The organism is Glaciecola sp. G7-5 (assembly GCF_055808975.1).
In genome coordinates, this window is sequence record NZ_CM147892.1 from 2,672,926 (window position 1) to 2,692,694 (window position 19,769).

General features: G+C 42.7%; 22 protein-coding genes and 1 pseudogene. 14 read left to right on the forward strand and 9 right to left on the reverse strand.

The window, feature by feature from the left end; genetic code table 11:
- The first annotated feature begins 31 nt into the window (after window positions 1–31).
- From nrdR to AC0L6H_RS11800, 8 genes are all read left to right on the forward strand, one after another.
- Entirely contained in the window at window positions 32–484 is a 453-nt protein-coding gene (nrdR, locus tag AC0L6H_RS11765) for a transcriptional regulator NrdR (RefSeq protein ID WP_473389154.1), read from the forward strand.
- Between the two features lie 35 nt (window positions 485–519).
- Window positions 520–1,683, forward strand: a complete 1,164-nt coding sequence (gene ribD, locus AC0L6H_RS11770) for a bifunctional diaminohydroxyphosphoribosylaminopyrimidine deaminase/5-amino-6-(5-phosphoribosylamino)uracil reductase RibD (RefSeq protein WP_473389155.1) — start codon at window positions 520–522, stop codon at window positions 1,681–1,683.
- 17 nt (window positions 1,684–1,700) lie between these two features.
- Window positions 1,701–2,363 (forward strand): riboflavin synthase, encoded by a 663-nt coding sequence (locus AC0L6H_RS11775; protein ID WP_473389157.1) that lies wholly within the window; start codon window positions 1,701–1,703, stop codon window positions 2,361–2,363.
- 52 nt (window positions 2,364–2,415) lie between these two features.
- A complete protein-coding gene (ribBA, locus tag AC0L6H_RS11780; RefSeq protein WP_473389158.1) occupies window positions 2,416–3,516 on the forward strand; it encodes a bifunctional 3,4-dihydroxy-2-butanone-4-phosphate synthase/GTP cyclohydrolase II in 1,101 nt (366 codons plus the stop codon).
- Window positions 3,517–3,604: 88 nt separating this feature from the next.
- Entirely contained in the window at window positions 3,605–4,081 is a 477-nt protein-coding gene (gene ribH / locus AC0L6H_RS11785; RefSeq protein ID WP_473389159.1) for a 6,7-dimethyl-8-ribityllumazine synthase, read from the forward strand.
- A complete protein-coding gene (gene nusB, locus AC0L6H_RS11790; protein ID WP_473389161.1) occupies window positions 4,081–4,503 on the forward strand; it encodes a transcription antitermination factor NusB in 423 nt (140 codons plus the stop codon). Before ribH ends, nusB begins: the two co-directional genes overlap by 1 nt.
- Before the next feature lie 3 nt (window positions 4,504–4,506).
- Window positions 4,507–5,481 carry a thiamine-phosphate kinase gene (gene thiL / locus AC0L6H_RS11795; RefSeq protein ID WP_473389162.1) on the forward strand — a complete coding sequence of 325 codons (975 nt, stop codon included), beginning with the start codon at window positions 4,507–4,509 and terminating at the stop codon, window positions 5,479–5,481.
- Window positions 5,482–5,488: 7 nt separating this feature from the next.
- Entirely contained in the window at window positions 5,489–5,989 is a 501-nt protein-coding gene (locus tag AC0L6H_RS11800) for a phosphatidylglycerophosphatase A family protein (RefSeq protein WP_473389163.1), read from the forward strand.
- A gap of 45 nt (window positions 5,990–6,034) precedes the next feature.
- On the opposite strand, the gene dxs is transcribed toward AC0L6H_RS11800, so the two are convergent.
- The 3 genes from dxs to AC0L6H_RS11815 form a co-directional block, all read right to left on the reverse strand.
- Complete coding sequence (gene dxs, locus AC0L6H_RS11805) at window positions 6,035–7,921, reverse strand: 1-deoxy-D-xylulose-5-phosphate synthase (protein WP_473389164.1); 1,887 nt, start codon at window positions 7,919–7,921, stop codon at window positions 6,035–6,037.
- A gap of 41 nt (window positions 7,922–7,962) precedes the next feature.
- On the reverse strand, window positions 7,963–8,814 hold the full coding sequence (locus tag AC0L6H_RS11810) for a polyprenyl synthetase family protein (protein ID WP_473389166.1): 852 nt from the start codon (window positions 8,812–8,814) through the stop codon (window positions 7,963–7,965).
- Between the two features lie 69 nt (window positions 8,815–8,883).
- On the reverse strand, window positions 8,884–9,108 hold the full coding sequence (locus AC0L6H_RS11815) for an exodeoxyribonuclease VII small subunit (RefSeq protein ID WP_473389167.1): 225 nt from the start codon (window positions 9,106–9,108) through the stop codon (window positions 8,884–8,886).
- 229 nt (window positions 9,109–9,337) lie between these two features.
- Between AC0L6H_RS11815 and pomA the strand changes: the two genes are divergently transcribed.
- Window positions 9,338–10,105, forward strand: a complete 768-nt coding sequence (gene pomA / locus AC0L6H_RS11820; protein ID WP_473389168.1) for a flagellar motor protein PomA — start codon at window positions 9,338–9,340, stop codon at window positions 10,103–10,105.
- Window positions 10,105–11,031 (forward strand): flagellar motor protein MotB, encoded by a 927-nt coding sequence (locus AC0L6H_RS11825; RefSeq protein WP_473389170.1) that lies wholly within the window; start codon window positions 10,105–10,107, stop codon window positions 11,029–11,031. Before pomA ends, AC0L6H_RS11825 begins: the two co-directional genes overlap by 1 nt.
- Before the next feature lie 35 nt (window positions 11,032–11,066).
- Here the strand turns inward: AC0L6H_RS11825 and AC0L6H_RS11830 are convergent, their stop codons facing one another.
- The 5 genes and pseudogenes from AC0L6H_RS11830 to AC0L6H_RS11850 form a co-directional block, all read right to left on the reverse strand.
- Window positions 11,067–12,323, reverse strand: coding sequence for a class I SAM-dependent methyltransferase (locus AC0L6H_RS11830; protein ID WP_473389171.1), 1,257 nt, complete (start codon window positions 12,321–12,323; stop codon window positions 11,067–11,069).
- Between the two features lie 17 nt (window positions 12,324–12,340).
- Complete coding sequence (locus AC0L6H_RS11835; RefSeq protein WP_473389172.1) at window positions 12,341–13,096, reverse strand: DUF1365 domain-containing protein; 756 nt, start codon at window positions 13,094–13,096, stop codon at window positions 12,341–12,343.
- Window positions 13,093–14,386: pseudogene (locus AC0L6H_RS11840) on the reverse strand (NAD(P)/FAD-dependent oxidoreductase). The gene AC0L6H_RS11835 and the pseudogene AC0L6H_RS11840 overlap by 4 nt, the downstream one beginning before the upstream one ends.
- An 8-nt stretch (window positions 14,387–14,394) precedes the next feature.
- Window positions 14,395–15,150: an SDR family NAD(P)-dependent oxidoreductase gene (locus tag AC0L6H_RS11845; protein WP_473389174.1), complete on the reverse strand. Its 756-nt coding sequence runs from the start codon at window positions 15,148–15,150 to the stop codon at window positions 14,395–14,397.
- Window positions 15,150–15,572 (reverse strand): nuclear transport factor 2 family protein, encoded by a 423-nt coding sequence (locus tag AC0L6H_RS11850; RefSeq protein ID WP_473389175.1) that lies wholly within the window; start codon window positions 15,570–15,572, stop codon window positions 15,150–15,152. The genes AC0L6H_RS11845 and AC0L6H_RS11850 overlap by 1 nt, the downstream gene beginning before the upstream one ends.
- A gap of 209 nt (window positions 15,573–15,781) precedes the next feature.
- Here AC0L6H_RS11850 and AC0L6H_RS11855 point away from each other — a divergent pair, with 209 nt between their 5' ends.
- The 3 genes from AC0L6H_RS11855 to AC0L6H_RS11865 all read left to right on the forward strand — a co-directional run bounded on the left by AC0L6H_RS11855 (window position 15,782) and on the right by AC0L6H_RS11865 (window position 17,790).
- Window positions 15,782–16,348 carry an LON peptidase substrate-binding domain-containing protein gene (locus tag AC0L6H_RS11855; RefSeq protein WP_473389176.1) on the forward strand — a complete coding sequence of 189 codons (567 nt, stop codon included), beginning with the start codon at window positions 15,782–15,784 and terminating at the stop codon, window positions 16,346–16,348.
- Window positions 16,349–16,496: 148 nt separating this feature from the next.
- On the forward strand, window positions 16,497–17,111 hold the full coding sequence (locus AC0L6H_RS11860) for a sigma-70 family RNA polymerase sigma factor (RefSeq protein ID WP_473389177.1): 615 nt from the start codon (window positions 16,497–16,499) through the stop codon (window positions 17,109–17,111).
- Window positions 17,104–17,790, forward strand: coding sequence for a ChrR family anti-sigma-E factor (locus AC0L6H_RS11865; RefSeq protein WP_473389179.1), 687 nt, complete (start codon window positions 17,104–17,106; stop codon window positions 17,788–17,790). Before AC0L6H_RS11860 ends, AC0L6H_RS11865 begins: the two co-directional genes overlap by 8 nt.
- A 63-nt stretch (window positions 17,791–17,853) precedes the next feature.
- Here the strand turns inward: AC0L6H_RS11865 and AC0L6H_RS11870 are convergent, their stop codons facing one another.
- Window positions 17,854–18,624 carry an outer membrane protein assembly factor BamD gene (locus tag AC0L6H_RS11870; RefSeq protein WP_473389180.1) on the reverse strand — a complete coding sequence of 257 codons (771 nt, stop codon included), beginning with the start codon at window positions 18,622–18,624 and terminating at the stop codon, window positions 17,854–17,856.
- Between the two features lie 146 nt (window positions 18,625–18,770).
- Here AC0L6H_RS11870 and rluD point away from each other — a divergent pair, with 146 nt between their 5' ends.
- Window positions 18,771–19,757: a 23S rRNA pseudouridine(1911/1915/1917) synthase RluD gene (gene rluD, locus AC0L6H_RS11875; protein WP_473389182.1), complete on the forward strand. Its 987-nt coding sequence runs from the start codon at window positions 18,771–18,773 to the stop codon at window positions 19,755–19,757.
- Window positions 19,758–19,769 lie beyond the last annotated feature (12 nt).

Here is a 19,769-nt window from a genome sequence, read left to right on the forward strand (position 1 = left end):
ATTAAGGCATCATTTGAAAGGAGTGGAGTATATGTTTTGCCCGTTTTGTGCAGCCCAAGAAACCAAGGTCATTGACTCTCGCCTAGTCTCTGGTGGAGAACAAATTAGACGTCGCCGCCAGTGCATCGAATGCGCCGAACGCTTTACTACCTTTGAGTTCGCCGAGTTGGTGATGCCAAAAGTGATAAAACGTGACAACACTCGCGAACCTTTCAACGAAGATAAATTATCTGCTGGCCTCACTCGTGCCTTAGAAAAGCGTCCTGTGAGTACAGAGGCTATTGAGCAAACCATGAATAAAATTAAATCTGAACTTCGGGCAACAGGTGAGCGCGAAGTGAAAAGTGAATTTATTGGTGAACTCATCATGAAGGCGCTACGTAAACTTGATAAAGTCGCCTATGTTAGATTTGCGTCGGTTTATCGCTCCTTTGAAGATGTCAAAGAGTTTGGTGAAGAAATCGCCCGATTATCAGATGAATAAGGTGTAGTAAACCCTCGTTTTAACAAAGAGTCATTATGCCAAATTTAGCTGTTGAAAATCTGTTTAGCGATCTTGATAAGAAGATGATGTCGCGCGCTTTAGATTTGGCACAAAAAGGTATGTATTCTACGACGCCTAATCCTCGCGTTGGCTGCGTTATTATCAATCCCGCAGGCACTATTGTTGGTGAGGGCTTTCACCAAAAAGCAGGCGAGGCGCACGCTGAAGTTGCTGCCCTTAAACAAGCTCGCGAGAAAGCACAAGGGGCTTGTGTTTATGTAACACTCGAGCCATGCGCCCACTATGGTCGTACGCCGCCCTGCGCTCAAGCACTCATCGATGCAAAGGTGAAAAAGGTGATTGTTGCCTGCACCGATCCTAATCCACAAGTCAGCGCTAAAGGTATAGAAATGCTACGAACCGCTGGTATCGAAGTACTTGTAGGCTTGCTTGAAAAACAGGCGTTGGCATTAAACAAAGCCTTTATGTTTCGCATGCAGTACAAGCGTCCTTTTATTAGCGTTAAACTAGCCGCCAGTCTTGATGGTAAAACTGCCTTGAGTAATGGTGAAAGTAAGTGGATTACCAGTGCCCCAGCGCGCGGTGATGTTCAGTACCACCGCGCAAGTGCATGCGCAATCTTAAGCGGCGCAGACACCGTTATTGCAGACAATCCTCAATTGAACGTACGCGCAAACGAACTAAGTGATGAGGTAGCTGCGCAATTTGCATGGCGAGATAAACAACCTTTGCGAGTGCTTATTGACTCAAAAAATCGCTTGCAGGCCAATAAGTATCAACTTTTTCAAGATGGACAAGCGACCCTAGTCTATAATACTTCCTTTAATGATGCGCTGTCTTGTGACCACGATTGCGTTTCACAGCAACAAGTTTCTAGTAAGCAAATGGGAACAGATTTATTCGTGGATTTACACTGTTTGTTTGCGGATTTGGCAAAACGAGAAATAAATCACGTTTGGGTCGAAGCTGGCGCAAGCTTAAGCGGCGCGCTATTTGAAATGGGTCTAGTTGATGAGCTTATTTTATATCAAGCACCTAAAATACTTGGCAGTTCAGCAAGAGGCTTAACGAATATTCGGTCTAAAGATGTATTAAAAGATGCGATTCAAGGGAAAGTGCTCTCAGTCAAAACTGTTGGCCTAGATACCAAAACGATTATTGAATTTTCAGACAATTAACACAGGTATTTGCAACTATGTTTACTGGAATTATAGAAGCAGTAGGGACAATCTCAACCTTAAGAGATTTGGGCGACAATTATCGTTTAGTCGTTAAGACCGGTAAAATGGACATGAGTGATGTGCATTTAGGTGACAGTATTGCAACCAGCGGCGTTTGCTTAACTGTCGTTGATAAAGGTAGTGACTTTTACGCGGCTGATGTGTCGGCAGAAACGATTAAACTTACCGGCTTCGCCAACTATGGTGTAGGGCAAAAGGTCAACCTTGAGAAGGCTATGCGCACAGACAGCCGCTTTGGCGGTCATATCGTAAGTGGCCACGTTGATGGCGTGGGCAAAGTCGAGCGCATACTTGAACACAGTAATTACGTTGAAGTATGGGTAAAAGCTCCCGATGAATTAGCGAAATACATTGCACACAAAGGCTCGATTACGGTTGATGGGGTTAGTTTAACGGTGAATGAAGTCAATGGTGCTTCTTTTATGCTCTGGCTGATTCCTCATACCCTACAAGAAACAGTCATCGGCCATTACAAAACTGGGACACAGGTTAATTTAGAAGTAGATGTAATTGCCCGTTATTTAGAGCGCCTTTTGCTTGGTGATGAGGCTGCAAAAAAAGATAATCATCAAGACATTAGTATGTCCTTGCTAGCAGAACATGGTTATTTGAAGTAAGTTTGAATAGCACTTTAGACATTAATAAACACGCACACAAAAAGAGATTTTCATGGGATTACACACCACTGCAGAAATTATAGAAGATATTAAACAAGGGAAAATGGTCATATTGATGGACGACGAAGACCGTGAAAATGAAGGTGACCTTATTATGGCAGCCGAACATGTCACGCCTGAAGCCATTAATTTTATGGTGACCCATGCGCGCGGCCTGGTTTGTTTGCCGATGACACAAGAGCGTTGTAAACGCTTGAAATTGCCATTAATGGTCGACAATAACAGCGCTCAGTTTTCGACTAATTTTACGGTATCGATAGAAGCCGCTAAAGGCGTTACTACCGGTATTTCAGCGTCAGACCGCGCCAAAACGATACTTGCCGCCGTCAACCCAAATGCAAATAGTGAAGATATTGTACAACCGGGTCATATCTTTCCGCTTATTGCAAAAGAGGGCGGGGTGTTAAATAGAGCAGGGCATACTGAAGCAGGTGTTGACCTAGCGCGCTTAGCAGCTTGTGAACCAGCAGCAGTCATTGTTGAAATTTTAAACCCTGATGGCTCTATGGCAAGGCGTCCTGAGCTTGAAGTATTTGCAAAAGAGCATGATTTAAAAATTGGCACAATTGCCGATTTAATCGAGTACAGAAATTTAAATGAAACCACGATTGAAAAAGTGGCGACCTGTAAATTACCCACAGTACACGGAGAGTTCGATTTAATCACCTACAAAGACGTTATTGACGAGCAAATCCATTTTGTATTGCAAAAAGGACCGATAACAGAAAATAAACCTACTCTGGTAAGGGTGCATTTGCAAAACGTATTGAGCGATTTGCTCGATTCAACTCGAGCAATTAACCGCTCGATGCCACTGTCTGCAGCAATGGAGCGGATACAAGCCGAAGGTGGTGTGATTGTAGTTTTAGGTAAGCAAGAAGATCTTATTTCTCAAGTAAAACAATTTGAGGCCGAGGACAATGAACAGGTCGCAAAGGGTAAAACATGGGTAGGCTCTTCGCGAACAGTCGGTGTTGGTAGTCAAATTTTGGCAAGCTTAGGCATAAAGCAAATGCGTTTGTTAAGTAAACCCATTAAATATTCTGCATTGTCTGGCTATGGCCTAGAAGTAGTTGAATATATCCACGATTAAAGCCAAACAAACAGGCGATTAAAAAAAGGTTTTTTACTGCGGGTTTGTGCTACAATTCGCGCCGATTTTTACACAGGAGCAGATACAAATGAAAGTAATTGAAGGTAATGTTCGCGCAACAGGCAAGAAATTTGCCGTGTTAGTTTCTCGTTTCAATAGTTTTGTTGTTGAGAGTCTGCTTGATGGCGCGCTAGATACGCTTGAGCGTCATGGCGAAGTCAATCCTGATGACATCACGGTTATCCGCGTGCCAGGTGCTTATGAGTTGCCGATTGTAGCAAAAAAAGCAGCGGTTTCTGGCAAGTTTGATGGCATTATTGCCCTTGGTGCTGTTATCCGCGGCGGTACACCGCATTTTGATTTCGTCGCTGGAGAATGTAATAAAGGTTTAGCGCAAGTCTCTTTAGACGCTACCATCCCCTTAGCCTTTGGCGTACTTACCGTAGACACAATTGAGCAAGCGATTGAACGCTCTGGTACAAAAGCTGGCAATAAAGGTTCTGAAGCAGCACTTAGTGCACTTGAAATGGTCAACGTTTTAGCGGCTATTGACGAGGCGCTATAGTGAAACCAGCCCACAGGAAGCAAGCTCGAATACTCGCTCTTCAGGCACTTTATGCTTGGTTAATGAGTGGCAATGATATTAAGCAAATAGAGCTGAGTATCGCTACAACCAACGATATGAAGAAAGTTGATCTTGAATATATGCAAGCAATACTCAGCGGCGTTACTAAAGATGTTGAATCATTAGACAAGCTTTATAAGCCGTATCTTGGTCGTTTGCCTGAAGAGTTAGATCCGATTGAAAAATCGATAATGCGTTTAGCGACAATAGAGCTTACCGATAGACTCGATACCCCTTATAAAGTGGTTATCAATGAAGCCATAGAGCTGGCTAAACTATTTGGCGCCGAAGAAAGTCACAAATTCATAAATGGCGCCTTAGATAAAGCTGTTAAAACGCTTAGAAAAGAAGAAAGAAGTTAAGATTTGAATGAATTTAAACTGATTGATAAGTACTTTGCTAGGGATAGCTTTGTACGTAAAGACGTTACTGTAGGTATTGGCGACGATGCAGCCATCACACAGGTTCCCCCTAATCAAAGTCTTGCAACGACCACCGACACGCTTGTACAAGGCGTTCACTTTTTGCCCGATACCGCACCTGAGCATATTGCTCACAAGGCAGTTGCCTCTAACTTAAGTGATTTAGCCGCGATGGGTGCAGAACCTAGTTGGCTAAGCTTATCTCTAACCTTGCCTAGCTTAGACGAGGTTTGGCTGAGTCAATTTAGTCAAAAGATAAAAGAACTTTGTGCATATTTTTCAGTGCAATTGATTGGCGGCGATACGGTCAAAGGACCCTTGTCGGTATCGATAACAGCGCAAGGCTTTGTACCCCCTGAGAGTGTCTTAACGCGCAGCGGTGCCCAAAGTGGGGACTGGATTTTTGTTACTGGCACCCTAGGTGATGCGGGCGCTGGACTTGATATTTTATTAGATAAATTAAAATGCGAAGACCAAGAAGCCCGCGACTATTTAGTTTCGAGACATTTTTGTCCAACACCGCGAGTGTTAGCGGGCACTATTCTCAGAAGGTTAGCAAGCTCTTGTATTGATGTTTCCGACGGTTTATTACAAGATTTGATGCATGTTGCTAATGCATCGGGAACAGGCGTCATCGTCCATTTAGACAAGCTGCCTATTTCAGAGGAATTAGGCCGTAATGTGGGTGATTTGTACCAAGCTCTACATTATGCAAGTTCAGCCGGAGACGATTACGAACTGCTGTTTACCGTAAGCGAAGAACAAAGAAATAGTGTGCAAACTGCATTGGACAGTTATTCAATTCAGCATACCTGTATTGGTCAAATGACCGGTGCCACAGGAAAGTTAGATTTGAAGTTAAACGATGAACCCTTTGATTTTGGCTCTGCTGAATCACTTGGCTACTGTCACTTCTGACATACTTATGGAAAAATCTCTCAGAGCAAAAGTAAAGTTATACCATCCGATGCATTTTTTGGGTTTCGGTTTTGGCACTGGTTTGTCTCCCATCATGCCTGGTACGATGGGCTCGCTAGCGGCAATCCCACTACTGATCTTAATGAGCCCTTTAAGCATAATACCCTACTTGTTTATCACCTTTTTGGCAGCGCTTGTTGGGATTTCTATTTGCCAAAAGGTAAGCGACGACTTAGGCGTTCACGATCACGGTGCGATAGTGTGGGACGAAATTGCAGGCATGATGGTGGTATTTATAGCTATCCCTATTAGCTGGCATAGTCTATTGATTGGCTTTGTTCTGTTTAGGATATTTGATATCGCAAAACCATGGCCGATAAGTTTCTTAGATAAAAATGTTCATGGTGGCTGGGGTATTATGGTCGACGACTTAGTCGCAGGCGTAATGGCGCTGGTCTGTTTGCACGGCGTATATGCATTATTTACCTTGCTTGAAATAGTGATATAAAAATAAGACAGAAACGAAGGGAGAAGAATATCTCCCTTATTCGTTTTAGTTGATAAATTCGTTTACCGACGCGACAATACCATTGCCGTCAATCCCTAGCTCAGCATACATCTCTTCTTGCGTACCTTGCATAATAAATTCGTCGGGCAGACCGAGCGTTAAGACTTGCACCAATACTTTACTCGCTTGTAATGATTCCATTACTGCAGTGCCGGCACCGCCCATAATAGCACCATCTTCTATAGTCACAATTAGATCATGTTCTTTGCCGGCAAGGGCAACTGCGTCAGTATCGAGTGGTTTTACGAAGCGCATGTCGATAACCTTGGCATTCAAAATATTGGCTGCGGCCAGAGCATGAGGCAATAAGGTACCAAAGTTTAGAATCGCAATTTTGGGTTTGTCATCTGAACTTGGCTCATTTATATCGCGCATTACGCGACTTTTGCCAAGCTCAACTAGTGTCATCAATGATTCAGGCTCAAGTCCCATTCCTGCGCCTCTTGGATAACGCACCGATGCAGGTTGCTTTGCCATATGTCCGGTATAAAGCATGTTCCTGCACTCAACTTCGTCACTTGGTGTCATCACAATCATATTGGGAATACACCTTAAGAAACTGATATCAAAAGCACCTTGATGCGTAGGGCCATCAGCTCCAACTAGACCTGCACGGTCTACAGCGAACAACACGGGTAGATTTTGCAAAGCGACGTCATGAATTAGCTGGTCATAAGCTCGCTGCAAAAACGTAGAATAAATCGCGACAACCGCATTTTTGTTTTCTTTTGCCAGCCCCGCGGCTAGTGTCACACTGTGTTGCTCTGCGATGGCAACATCGATATATTGCTCAGGATAAAGTTGCGAAAACTTGACCATGCCTGAGCCTTCTCGCATGGCCGGCGTAATGGCGACTAACTCTGGGTCTACCTTGGCCATATCGCATAGCCAATTACCAAAAATAGCTGAAAAACTTGGCTTACTCGGTTTGGTGGCCGGAAACTTTTCAGTGGTATGGTCAAACTTTGGCACTGCATGCCATTTGATTGGGTCTTGCTCTGCTTGTTCGTAGCCTTTGCCTTTTTTCGTGACGATATGCAAAATTTTGGGACCTTTCATATTTCGCATATTAGATAAAGTGTCAACTAAGGCATCAACGTCATGTCCATCAATAGGTCCAAAGTAATTAAACCCGAGTTCTTCAAAAATAGTACCCGGTGCCACCATACCTTTTAAATGTTCTTCAGCCTTACTTGCTAACTCTTTAATCGGCGGGACGTTAGATAATATCTTTTTCCCGCTGTCTCTGATTGAGTTGAAAAAGTTACCAGTGAGCAAGCGCGCAAGGTGGCTATTTAAAGCCCCCACGTTTTCCGAGATCGACATTTCGTTGTCATTCAACACAATCGTAAGGTCTTTATTGATATCGCCACCGTGGTTTAAGGCTTCAAAGGCCATCCCCGCAGTAAGTGCGCCGTCACCAATGACAGCAACGACTTTACGTCCTTTATTTTCTTTTTCAGCCGCGATAGCCATGCCTAAGGCCGCACTTATTGAGGTTGAAGAATGACCAACAGCGAATGTGTCGTATTCACTTTCAGGTGGCCAAGGGAAGGGATGTAATCCGCCTTTTTGCCTAATGGTGGTCATACGATCACGTCTTCCGGTGAGAATTTTATGAGGATAGGCTTGATGACCTACATCCCAAATTAAGCGGTCAAAGGGGGTATTATAAACGTAATGCAATGCAACCGTCAGCTCGACAGTGCCTAAGCCTGATGCGAAATGTCCGCTACTTTGGCTTACGCTATTTAGTAAAAATCTGCGCAGCTCATTGGCGGTGGCACGAAGTGTCGATTTGGCTTGCTGCCTCAATTCGCTGGGAATATTTACTTTAGCTAAGTGAGGGTAATGATTAAGATCAAGGCTCATGTCGTTTAATTTCTTCTACTGTAATTGTATATAACCTGACCCTAAAAAGTTCGGGTAACCATAAAATCGGTAAAGGTTTCTAATTTATCGGTATTATAGGGCAAAGCGCGTAAGGCGTGTATTGCCAAATCGTGTTCTTTGTCTAATGCTTGTTTTGCGTTCTCTAACCCAAGCAAAGAAACAAAGGTTGACTTATTTGCGCCAGCATCTGAGCCTTGGGGCTTTCCTAAGGTTTGGGTATCAGCGGTTACATCTAAAATGTCATCTTGAATTTGAAAGGCAAGGCCAATATGCTCAGCAAAACTTAATAAGAGACTTTCATCTTGCGCTGTAATATCACAACTAAGTATACACGGTAGTGCGACACATACTTTTAAAAGTGCACCGGTTTTTAATACGTGGAGTTGCGTCAATTCGGTCAACGTTACGCTTTTGTCTGTTGAGGCCAAATCAATACTTTGTCCACCTACCATGCCCGCTGGGCCTGCAGCCTTACTTAGTGCGAGTATTAATTTGTGCTGTTTCGCGCTAACTTGCGCGTTAAAACTAGCACCAGCAAGTATTTGAAACGCCATGCTTTGCAACGCGTCACCAGCAAGAATGGCGGTTGCTTCGCCAAATTTTATATGACAAGTGGGATTGCCGCGGCGAAGGTCGTCATCGTCCATGGCTGGAAGATCATCATGTACTAGTGAATAGGCATGAATACATTCAACCGCAAGGGCTACCGGAATGAGGTCTTGTTTGTCGATACCCAATACTTCACCAACTAAACTGACCAACAACGGACGCATGCGCTTACCGCCATTTAAAAGTGCATACTCAATAGCGTCGCGCAATGAGGCCTCCACTATGTTTTGGTCTTTTACGAAGCTCGTAAAATACTCGGTCATGTGGCTCGAGGTATACTGGAGGTTACTCTCTAAGGAAGTTGGTATAGGCATAGGTACGGATACAGAAGCTTATTCGCTAAATTCAGTTAGGGTGTCTTGGTTATTTGTAGTGGTTAAGACTTTTACTTTTTGCTCAGCATCTTGGAGCAATTTTTGGGTATGTCTTGCCAACGTTACGCCGCGTTCAAACTGCTTTAAAGAGGCATCTAAGGGGATTTCGCCACGTTCCATTTCAAGCACAATCGCGTCTAGTTCTGCCATTGCCTGTTCAAACGATAATTCTTCTACTTTCATTTAGCTCTACTCCCAGATTCAAAGCTGTGAACCTTAACCGACAGGGCATGCAAATTCAATTGTTAGGTGAATAAAACCCGCAATTTTGCATAAAGATTGTAAATAAATTGCCGTTAACAAACACACAGAGAAAAAAGTAAGTTTGCAGTCGAGCCTGTTTATCGCAGTAGGCTATAACTTAAGGTCTTATCAAGTTTAGTATTATGACGCATTGTAGCGGGAGTGAATTGTGGATTTAGCAACTATTATTGGGTTTATTGGCGCAGTTGGTTTTGTCGTCATGGCGATGATATTAGGTGGTGACTTGGGTATGTTCTTCAACGTACCTTCCGTACTAATTGTATTTGGTGGATCTATTTTTGTTGTCCTCATGCAGTATCCCCTTTCCCAGTTTTTAGGTGCTGGTAAAGTAGCAGGCAAAGCATTTACCTTTAAGATTCAATCGCCTGAAGAATTGATAGAAAAAGTCGTTGAAATGGCTGATGCTGCTCGCAAAGGCGGATTTTTGGCCCTTGAAGAAGCGGAAATAGACAATTCCTTTATGCAAAAAGGTGTCGACATGCTAGTTGATGGCCACGATGTAGATGTTGTCCGTGAGACCATGGGTAAAGATATACGAAATACCACTGAACGCCACGATGCTGGATCTGTTATTTTTAAGTCTTTAGGTGATGTAGCACCTGCGATGGGAATGATAGGAACACTTGTTGGTTTGGTGGCAATGCTTTCAAACATGGATGATCCTAAGGCAATTGGCCCGGCTATGGCGGTTGCTTTGTTAACTACGCTTTATGGGGCGATGTTGGCGAACTTATTTTGTTTGCCAGTAGCGTTTAAATTGCAAGTTCGCTGTGTAGAAGAAAAGCTAAATCAGAGCTTAATTCTTGATGGTATTTTAGGTATTGCTGATGGCCAGAACCCGCGCGTAATTGAAGGTGTGTTGAAAGGATACATTGCTGAAGGCAAACGAGGTGGTGAAAAAGAGGAAGCGGCCTAATGGATGACGAATGCCCAAAATGTCCCCCCGAGGGACTGCCTGCGTGGATGGGAACCTTCGCTGATTTAATGTCCTTGCTCATGTGCTTTTTCGTATTGTTACTCTCATTTTCCGAGATGGATGTTAAAAAGTTTAAGCAAATAGCAGGTTCGATGAAGTTCGCCTTTGGCGTTCAAAATAAAATTGAGTTAAAAGATATTCCCAAAGGCACCAGTATTGTTGCACTTGAATTTAGACCGGGTAAACCAGATCCAACCCCGATTGAGACAGTACAACAGGTCACGCAAGATATCACCAAGCCTATGCTAAATTTCCAAGAAGGAGAGGAAGATTCCGCTGGCGGCAAACAGAAACAACAAGGCACTTTCAGAGGTGGTCAATCTCCCCAAACTGCTGATCAAATGGCGACAGCTGCGGCAGCGGCAGGTAAAAAAGAAGAAATTGAAGACAACAAGAAAAAAGTTGAAGAATTACTACAAAAAGAAATAAAAGATGGTGCGGTAGACGTTGAGAACTTGGGCCAGCAAATTGTTATTAGAATTAGAGAAAGCGGATCGTTTTCCGCAGGTTCAGCCTTTTTACAACCGCAATTTGTCCCTGTTATTCGCAAACTAGGCGAGCTGTTAAATGACATGCCAGGTAAAGTCGAAATTACCGGACACAGCGACAACGTCCAAATTACTAATGAACTATATCGTTCAAATTGGGACTTATCTGCACAGCGCGCAGTTGCAGTAGCTGAGGAATTAAGACGAGCTCGAGGTTTTGACGAAACGCGTATGAGAGTGATTGGCCGGGCTGCAACACAACCTATAAGTGAGGCCGATACCGACCGCGCGAGAGCACAAAACCGGCGGGTTGAAATTGCTGTACTTCAAGGCGAACCTAAATTTACAGACCCCGTTTCGGTATTAGAGCCTGATTAACAACAGGCTCTTCGATTTATACCGACAATTACAATTTAGTTTCTAGCTAGCGCACTGCGGTGCTCAGGCTTTCGCATCACAAGTTGTAAAGTACTAATCGCTCGCTCTAAAAAACCACCTTCACAATAGTTTAAATAATATTGCCACATTCTCATGAAGCGGTCATCGTAGCCATCTTCAGCAAGCGCTTGTTTTTGCGTCATAAACGCAACAAACCAATCGTTTAACGTCTGTGCGTAGTCCAAGCCAATATCTTGAGTATCGGCGATTGATAAGTCGGTGTCTTTTTTTAAGTGCTGATTAATAATCAACTGAGACGGCAAATATCCGCCTGGGAAAATATATTTTTGGATGAAGTCAACACTCTTTGAGTAGCTTTCATGTCTTCTGTCATCTATCGTAATTGACTGCAGTAGCATTAGGCCGTCAGGCTTTAAAAGTGACGAGCATTTATTGAAAAAGGTAGTCAAATAGCGCTTGCCGACAGCTTCAATCATTTCAATTGATACTAACTTGTCATATTGCCCCTCGAGCAAACGATAGTCCTTTTTGAGTAAGGTGATTTTGTCGCTCAATCCTTCATTATTTATCCACTGCTGAGCATAGGCATGTTGCTCTTCAGAAATGGTAGTGGTAGTTACTTTGCACCCATAATGTTTGGCTGCATGAATAGCCAAGCCGCCCCAGCCGGTCCCAATTTCTATTAAATGATCGCTGGGCTTAAGTTGCAGTTTTTCACAGATAGTGTGAAGCTTATGTTGTTGGGCCTGAGCCAAACTTGCATTTGAATCCGGATAAATCGCGGCAGAATACATCATAGAGCGGTCAAGAAACTTAGTATAAAGTTTATTACCTAAATCGTAGTGAGCTGAGATGTTTCGCTTCGCTTGTTCTGCAGAATTACGATTGGCAAAGTGACTGAGTTTCAAAGCGGGCATGCTAATCCACTTAAATCTTCTTTCCCATTCATCTAACATCGGTAAATTACGAGCAAAAATACGAATTACGTTTGTCAGGTTTGGGGTATCCCAAAGATTGTCCGAGAAGGTTTCGCCAGATGCAATACTGCCACCAAACAACAGTTTAGGATAGGCACTGGCGTCTAGGATATTGATATGCGCATGTAAATCATGCTCCTTGTTACCAAATTGACCTATTATCTGGCCGTTTTCGCTAAAGGTCATATAGCCCTGAGGCAGATGTTTTAATACACCTAAAAAGATCGAGCGACAGGCCTTTTCCCACATACTTGGTGTGATGGTGCTTTGCATTGTTTGATCAACTTGTGGCATTTATTTATTCCTTTACTTTAGGGGTGCGTATAAATGGGTACGCGCTTGAAAAATAATTTAAGAGCCTGCCAGTAAATTCCAACTACTGTTTTAATCGTCATACTAGGTATAGATAAGATCGAATTACGCAGTGTTTTTGAAGTCAAAGGCTGTTTTTGCATGTTGATTGCGGCTTCAAAATGCTTGGTTTCTTGGTAGCAACTCAAATGGAGTTTGAGGGTCTCGCTAGGTTGTTTGATGTCCCATTTGTATTGCATATCAATTGGATTGAAAGGAGAAACATGAAATTCCTTTGCGCAATCTTGTTGTTCTTCTAAATCTACTAAATAGCAATGACGTTTATTCCATGGTGTATTGCTGACCTCTGCCAGCAGATGTGTATATCGTTTGTCACTATTTCTTAGATAGTAAAAATTGACAGGACTAAAATACAAACCGAATGTTCTGACTTGTCCTAGCATATACACATCACCACTGAGAGCTACGTCACTTAAGCTGTTCATTTTTTCTAATACAGCAGTTTCAAGATCGCTGCTAGCGTCACCTAGGTAGTCACTCCTGGTGAAGTTAACTATCGAAAAGCCAGATTTATTTTTTGAAAAGCCAGAAACGCTAGTGGCAAGGGAGTCTAGTTCTTTTAATTTTATCCAAAACAGGTATATCTGATAATCGAAGATGTGTACTTTAGGCACAGAGCGCTTGTGGAATACTTTTCCCTTGTAAATGCCACTTTCTGCTATGTCGCCGGCGGTGCTTTTTATATAATTGCTCATAAACTAGCACCAAATCTATTCGCGACATCAAGCGCACTTCGTACGCCATCTTCGTGAAATCCGTTGTACCAATAAGCACCGCAAAAATGTAGCCCATTTTGACCGCAAATCTCCTCTCTTCGCTCTTGGGCAGCGACCATAGCGGGGCTAAATTGAGGATGTGCATAGTTGTATCTGCCGAGTATTTTACTAGGATCTCATCTCTTGGGTGTTGTTAAGCGTTACGCAAAAAGTCGTATCGCTTTGGATACGTTGCAATATGTTCATATTATAGGTGACACTCGCCGGCGCATTTGCCTCATTCTCGCTACCTCTAATAAGATAGTTCCAACTTGCCCAAGCGAGCTTTCTGTCAGGCAGAACCGAGGTGTCGGTGTGCAGAACTACATCGTTATCTGAATAAGGAATGGCGCCAAGTATATCGCTCAATTGCTTGGCATAGTCTTGACTAAAGCTCGCTAAATCAAGCATCTTAATGGCTTGGTCACTATGACAAGCAAATATAACTTCATCGAATTGATAGTTCTTGCCGTTGCTAATAAGCGTATAACCATCGCTTGTTTTGCTTACCTTTTGCACCGGGCTATTCAATAAAATTTTGTCTTTATAGCTTTGGGTCAATGGTGCTACGTAAGAATTTGAACCGTTGATTAGAGTGTGCCATTGTGGACGGTTAGTAATGTTCAGCAAACCATGATTATTAAAGAATTTAAGAAAAAATGCTAACGGAAAGTTAGCTGATGCCTCTAAGCTTGTCGACCATATGGCTGCGCACATAGGCAAAATATAGTTTTCAGTAAAGGCTTTGCTTAGCTTATGTTTTTCAATAAATGCGATTAAGCTTATGTTGTCAGTACTTTTTTTAGCTTCGATGTGAGCTTTACAGAGTTTGTTAAACTTAACGATATCAAGTGCCAGGCGATAAAATCGTGGCGACACAATATTTCGACGTTGGGCAAACAAGCTATTAATCGTGTTGCCATTATACTCCAAACCTGTTTTTTTATTTTTTACGCTAAAGCTCATTTCAGTCGCCTGTGTTGCGACTTCGAGTGTTTGCATTAGCTTGATAAAATTAGGGTAGGTCCAGTCGTTGTATACAATAAATCCAGTGTCAATGTTATAACTTCTTCCGTCTACATTGACTTCTTTTGTGGCCGTATGCCCGCCTATATAATCGTTGGCCTCAAAGACGCTGATATCCGCTTTTTTATTCACCAAGTATGCGCTGGTCATGCCTGCAATGCCGGTGCCAATAATCGCTACTTTCTTTGCTACTGCCTGTGTCATGAATTGGCCTATTTGCTGTCGTTATCTGAGGAAGACGCGTCGTTTTTGGCTGAATCGCGCATACTTAGGCACAGCTTACGTTGAAGTGCTTCGGGTAATAAATTGAGAAAACGAATGATGGCGCCAAATCTGCGAGGAAAATATACGCTCGATTTATTACTTAGAATGCCCTTAAGCATGTACTTCCCAGCTTCTTGTGCAGTAATCGCCATTGGCATAGGAAAATCATTTTTATCAGTTAGCGGCGTTTTCACAAACCCTGGCGATAAACTTTGTACTGAAATACCGCGACTCTTAAGGTCAACCTCAAAGCTTTTGCACGCATAATGAATGGCGGCTTTGCTGGCACCGTATGCTTGGCTACGCGTAAAGGGAAGCAACCTTGCCATGCTGTCGACAAACACCACTTTATTGCCTGCTTCTAAATTAGGTAACAGAGCGCTAATCACGTTAATTGACCCAAACACATTAATGTCAAACACGCGTCTGAACATATCTGGCTCTACATTATTAATATCCACGTATTCACATGTTCCTGCGTTGATAACAGCGATATCACACTTAACTTGTGCTAGGGCCTGTTTCGTGGCGTTTTGGTCTGTCGCATCAAACTGTAGCGTCGAGATATTACTCTTCTTTGCCAACGCTTCTAGTTTTTCATCATTCCTGCCGCAGGCAATAACTTGGTGGCCGTTTGTTGCTGCCTCGTTGGCTAACGCTTCGCCTAAACCAGAGGTGGCACCGGTAATAAGTATCGTCGCCATTATGATAAGCTCCTTTTAATTCTTTTTATGATTCGTCCAAGTAGTGGCACGTTTTCGTAAATCATTTGGCCTAAATCGAAGTAGTCTCTGTGGAAACTTATTTTGTCATTACGTATTTCCAGCAGGGTTATACCTTCTACCTTGATAATATTACCCTTATTCATCCTTGGAGTTTTGTATTCCATCGTCCATACAACGACGTATTCACCTGACTTCGTCGTCATTTTTGATTGAATGGTAAATTGGCAATGTTTCGCATTTTCTAGCAATTTAGAAAAATAAGCTTCAACTGCTGCTATGCCTTGATGTTTTCCTATTGGGTCAACAAATGACACGTCTTGGCTGTAGATGCTCGCAAGGTCCTCTGTGCGCATACTCGCTAAATCGGTATAAAAAGAAGTAAATTTATTTAAAATGTCCATGTATGTGAGTGCGCAAGTAGTTTTCTGAAGTTACTTAAATTTACGCTTAGACCTGTCTTCAGATCAGTAAATTAACTTTTTTTAATAGTGTGATACTGGTCGCAGTAAATTCTATCTATCTTTAATCTTTTTACCTAGAGAAGGAGTAACAACCTTACATAGACACAGTTTGTTGCTTTACTTGAATACTCTAGGCTAAGACACTATAAATGAAAACTCCACTTTTTCCCTTATCTTCACACATCTTACCGGGCGGTAGAATGGCGCTGCGTATTTTTGAGCCGCGCTACGTTCGCATGATTAAACAATCTTGTGCTAACCAATCACCTTTCGTTATTTGCATGGTAAACAGTGCGGGTAACAAAGCACTTAATACGCATATATTTGCGCTTGGAACGCGCTGCAGAGTAATCGATTTTGACATTCTTGAAGATGGGCTTTTAGGGGTCACCGTTGAGGGCCTCGATTTCGTAAATATAAGCGATATTGAAACTGAACATGATGAACTTCTTGTTGCTACTTGTTCGCCAAGCCCTAGCTGGCAATGCGAGCTTAAGCCAAGTGAATTAGACCCGATTGATAAGCGACTGCAAGAAATATTTGAAAGGTACCCCGACGTCAGTTCATTATATACAAATATGCCGTTTGATGACCCAATGTGGGTCATACATCGCTGGATAGAATTAATACCCGTTGGGGCAGAACAGAAGCAACATTTTTTATCTCAAAGAGATTGTAAGAAGGTTTTAAATTATTTGTCGCAATTGATTGACTAGCGCATCCCTGTACATAGAGGTAGATGAGCTTATTTCCCACGACTTAGGATGAACATTACATAACATTAACTTTATTTAACTATGTAATCATCAATCTTTGTCTATACTGGCAACATAATAACTAAAGCTTAAGACAAGGTAGATTGAAATGCTAATAGGAATTCCCGTAGATCAGCAACGAAATGAAACTCGCCAACCGAAAGATTGTGCAGCAGAGATGTCACGCTATCTGGATACCGTCGCAAAACAACGATGCAAAGCGTCATTCTCTAAAGTTTTTAGTTACTTTGCACCGCGTCTGCGCTCGTATGCTTTAAAGCAAATGGGTAACGAAGCTATTGCAATGGAGCTTGTACAAGACACAATGTCAAATGTATGGCAAAAAGCTCATTTATTTAATGCTGAAAAAGGCTCTCCATCAACATGGATATTCACAATCGCGCGGAATATTCGCTTTGACATGTTGCGTAAATTGCAAAATAGAAAAGAAGATGTGTGCTCAGACGACTTATGGCCAGTGTTATGTGAACAAACCGCTGACACAAAAGTTGCCCCATTAGATGAGCAAATAACGCTTGAGCAAGTCGGACACTATTTTAATGATTTACCCAAAAAACAGCAGCGCGTAATCGAGGCTATCTACATTGAAGGTAAATCACAACAAGAAGTTGCTGACGAGCTAGAAATACCGCTAGGGACCGTGAAGTCAAGAACGCGCCTTGCATTACAACGTTTAAAGGACATGTTAAAGGAACATGATTAAGTTTCATCCAAGTGACACTACATTAGTAAACTTCGCTGAAGGCGTTCTGCCTTCAGATAGTTCGTTGTTGGTGTCTGCACATTGTGATATGTGTCCATCTTGCCTCAACAAAACGCGGTCCTTTACCGATACGCTGGCTTCGCAGGTATTTTCAGACGATGATACGCATAGGACAATTTCTCGCGACTACGTGAGTATGTTCGAGTCTATTACACGCGACGACACGCTGGTCGACACTACTCTTACGCCCAATGATGTCTCTAAACTAGATCTTGAGGGGCGAAAATTTTTGCTTCCAGCGACACTCGCAAGATTCGCAAACCGCGTCGGTGAGTGGTCTCATTTAGTTGGTAAAATATGGCAGGCACCAGTTGAAATAGGGGGCGGTTCATTAGCGCAGTTAATATACATGGAAAAGGGCGGTAGTGTTCCCGAGCACACACACAAGGGAAACGAGCTAACCTTGGTGATAAACGGAGAGTTCAGTGACGGTGAGAGACGCTTTGCAAGCGGTGACTTTATAATTCTTAACCAGTCGCATACGCACACGCCGGTATCTGACGCTGATGAGGGTTGTTTGGTGTTTACGATTCTAGACAAGCCATTGCATTTTACTTCAGGCTGGGCCAAGTTAATTAATCCCTTGAGCCAGTTGTATTTTAAAGTAAACGTCAAATAGTAAGTAGCCATATTTCAATCAAAAAAAAGACGCATATAGCGTCTTTTTTTTAGCATTATCAGACTATTGAATAAACTCACTTTCTGGGTAATTCAAGCGCAATGTTTTGATGGCGTTATTCTTTAACTCGTCAAGTCCAAGTTCATTATAACTCGATACCATAATCTCTAACGCAGGCTGCACTTGTTCGGTATCAGGGAAGTATTCTAAGACGTATCTTCCTCTGTTCGCTGCTGCTACCCATGCCTCTCGGCGCATATAAAATCTTGCAACTTCAATTTCATATTTTGCTAGCCTGTTTTTTATATGCAACATACGCTGCTTTGCGTCAGCTGCATATTTAGAATCTGGATGCTTTTCGATGAGTCTGCGGAAATCTTCGAATGCTTCTTTCGATTTAGAGGGGTCTCTGTCAGAGCGGTCTACGCCCAAGATCTCTTGAAACAGATTACTATCTTGTTCCATATTTGTAACGCCGCGCATGTAAATTGCGTATTCAACGTCCGCATGGTTAGGATTTAATCGAATAAAACGGTCAATTGTCGCTAGGGTTTGTTCGACGTTTCCTGATTTATAGTAGGCATAAATCAAATCAAGCTGCACTTGATGTGACAAAGGGCCAAAGGGAAATTTTGAATCTATACTGCTCAAAAGTTCTGCGGCGGCAGAAAAATTGCCTACTTCCATACTTTGTTTAGCTTGCTTATACAAGGCGATTTCGCCTTGATTTTGAATCATTTTACGCTGATCTTCTTCTACGCTTGAACAGGCGCCGAGAGAAAGGGCAATCACTAGCGAGATTGCTGCCGTGAACGTATTTTTGCGCTTTATCATGTTTTTGAATTACTCATTTAAAGTGGTTTATTTGTATTAAATGACAGGATTATCATACTCTGTTCGCTGTCTTTTCTGTTATAGGTTAAGCAATTGTGCCAAAGGCTTGGTATACTTCGCTCCAATTTCTACTAATGATCCTGTTTATGAGTCAACAAGTCAATTTAATATCGCTATCTGCAACAGTTCCTGATGATCACTATGATACCAGACTAGACCAATCTATTGCGCGTTTGTTCCCAGAATATTCACGTTCAAAGTTAAAAGAGTGGATTTTAGCTGAATGTGTCAGCATTGATGGTGACATTGTGGTTACCCCACGTATAAAACTAAAAGGTGGAGAAGTCATTACGATCTCGGCCGAACAAGAGGTGCAGGTATTTAATGAAGCCCAAGCGATTGCCTTGGATATCGTTTATGAAGACGACGACATCCTCGTTATTAATAAGCCAGCAAACTTAGTTGTGCATCCTGGTGCCGGCAATCCATCAGGGACGATATTGAATGCATTGTTGAGCCACTATCCTGCCATTGAAAAAATTCCAAGGGCAGGCATTGTGCATCGTCTTGACAAAGATACAACGGGCTTAATGGTCGTTGCTAAAACCTTAAGCGCCCAAACGAGTTTAGTAAACCAACTACAAGCACGGGAAATGGGTCGTGAATACGAAGCCGTTGTACTTGGAAATATGATTGCTGGTGGCACGGTTGATGCGAACATTGGTCGCCATCAAACTAAACGTACACTAATGGGAGTGCGAGAAACAGGAAAACCAGCGGTCACGCATTATCGCGTAAAGCAAAAGTTTCGAGCGCACACGCATTTACGCTTAAAACTCGAAACCGGTCGTACTCATCAAATCAGAGTGCACATGACCCATATCAAGCATCCTATCGTCGGTGATATTCAATATGGTGGTAGGCCTAGATTACCTAAGCATGCCAGTGAAGCCTTTGTGACCATGTTGCGTGGCTTTAAGCGCCAAGCCTTGCATGCCATACAATTAAGTTTAACTCATCCGACTACGGGCGAAAGTATGACGTGGCATGCTCCATTGCCAGATGACTTTATTGCTTTGTTAGCGGCCATGAAAGCTGATTTAGCGCTTCATGATATGCCTGAACAATGGTAGTGGCGTAAATTG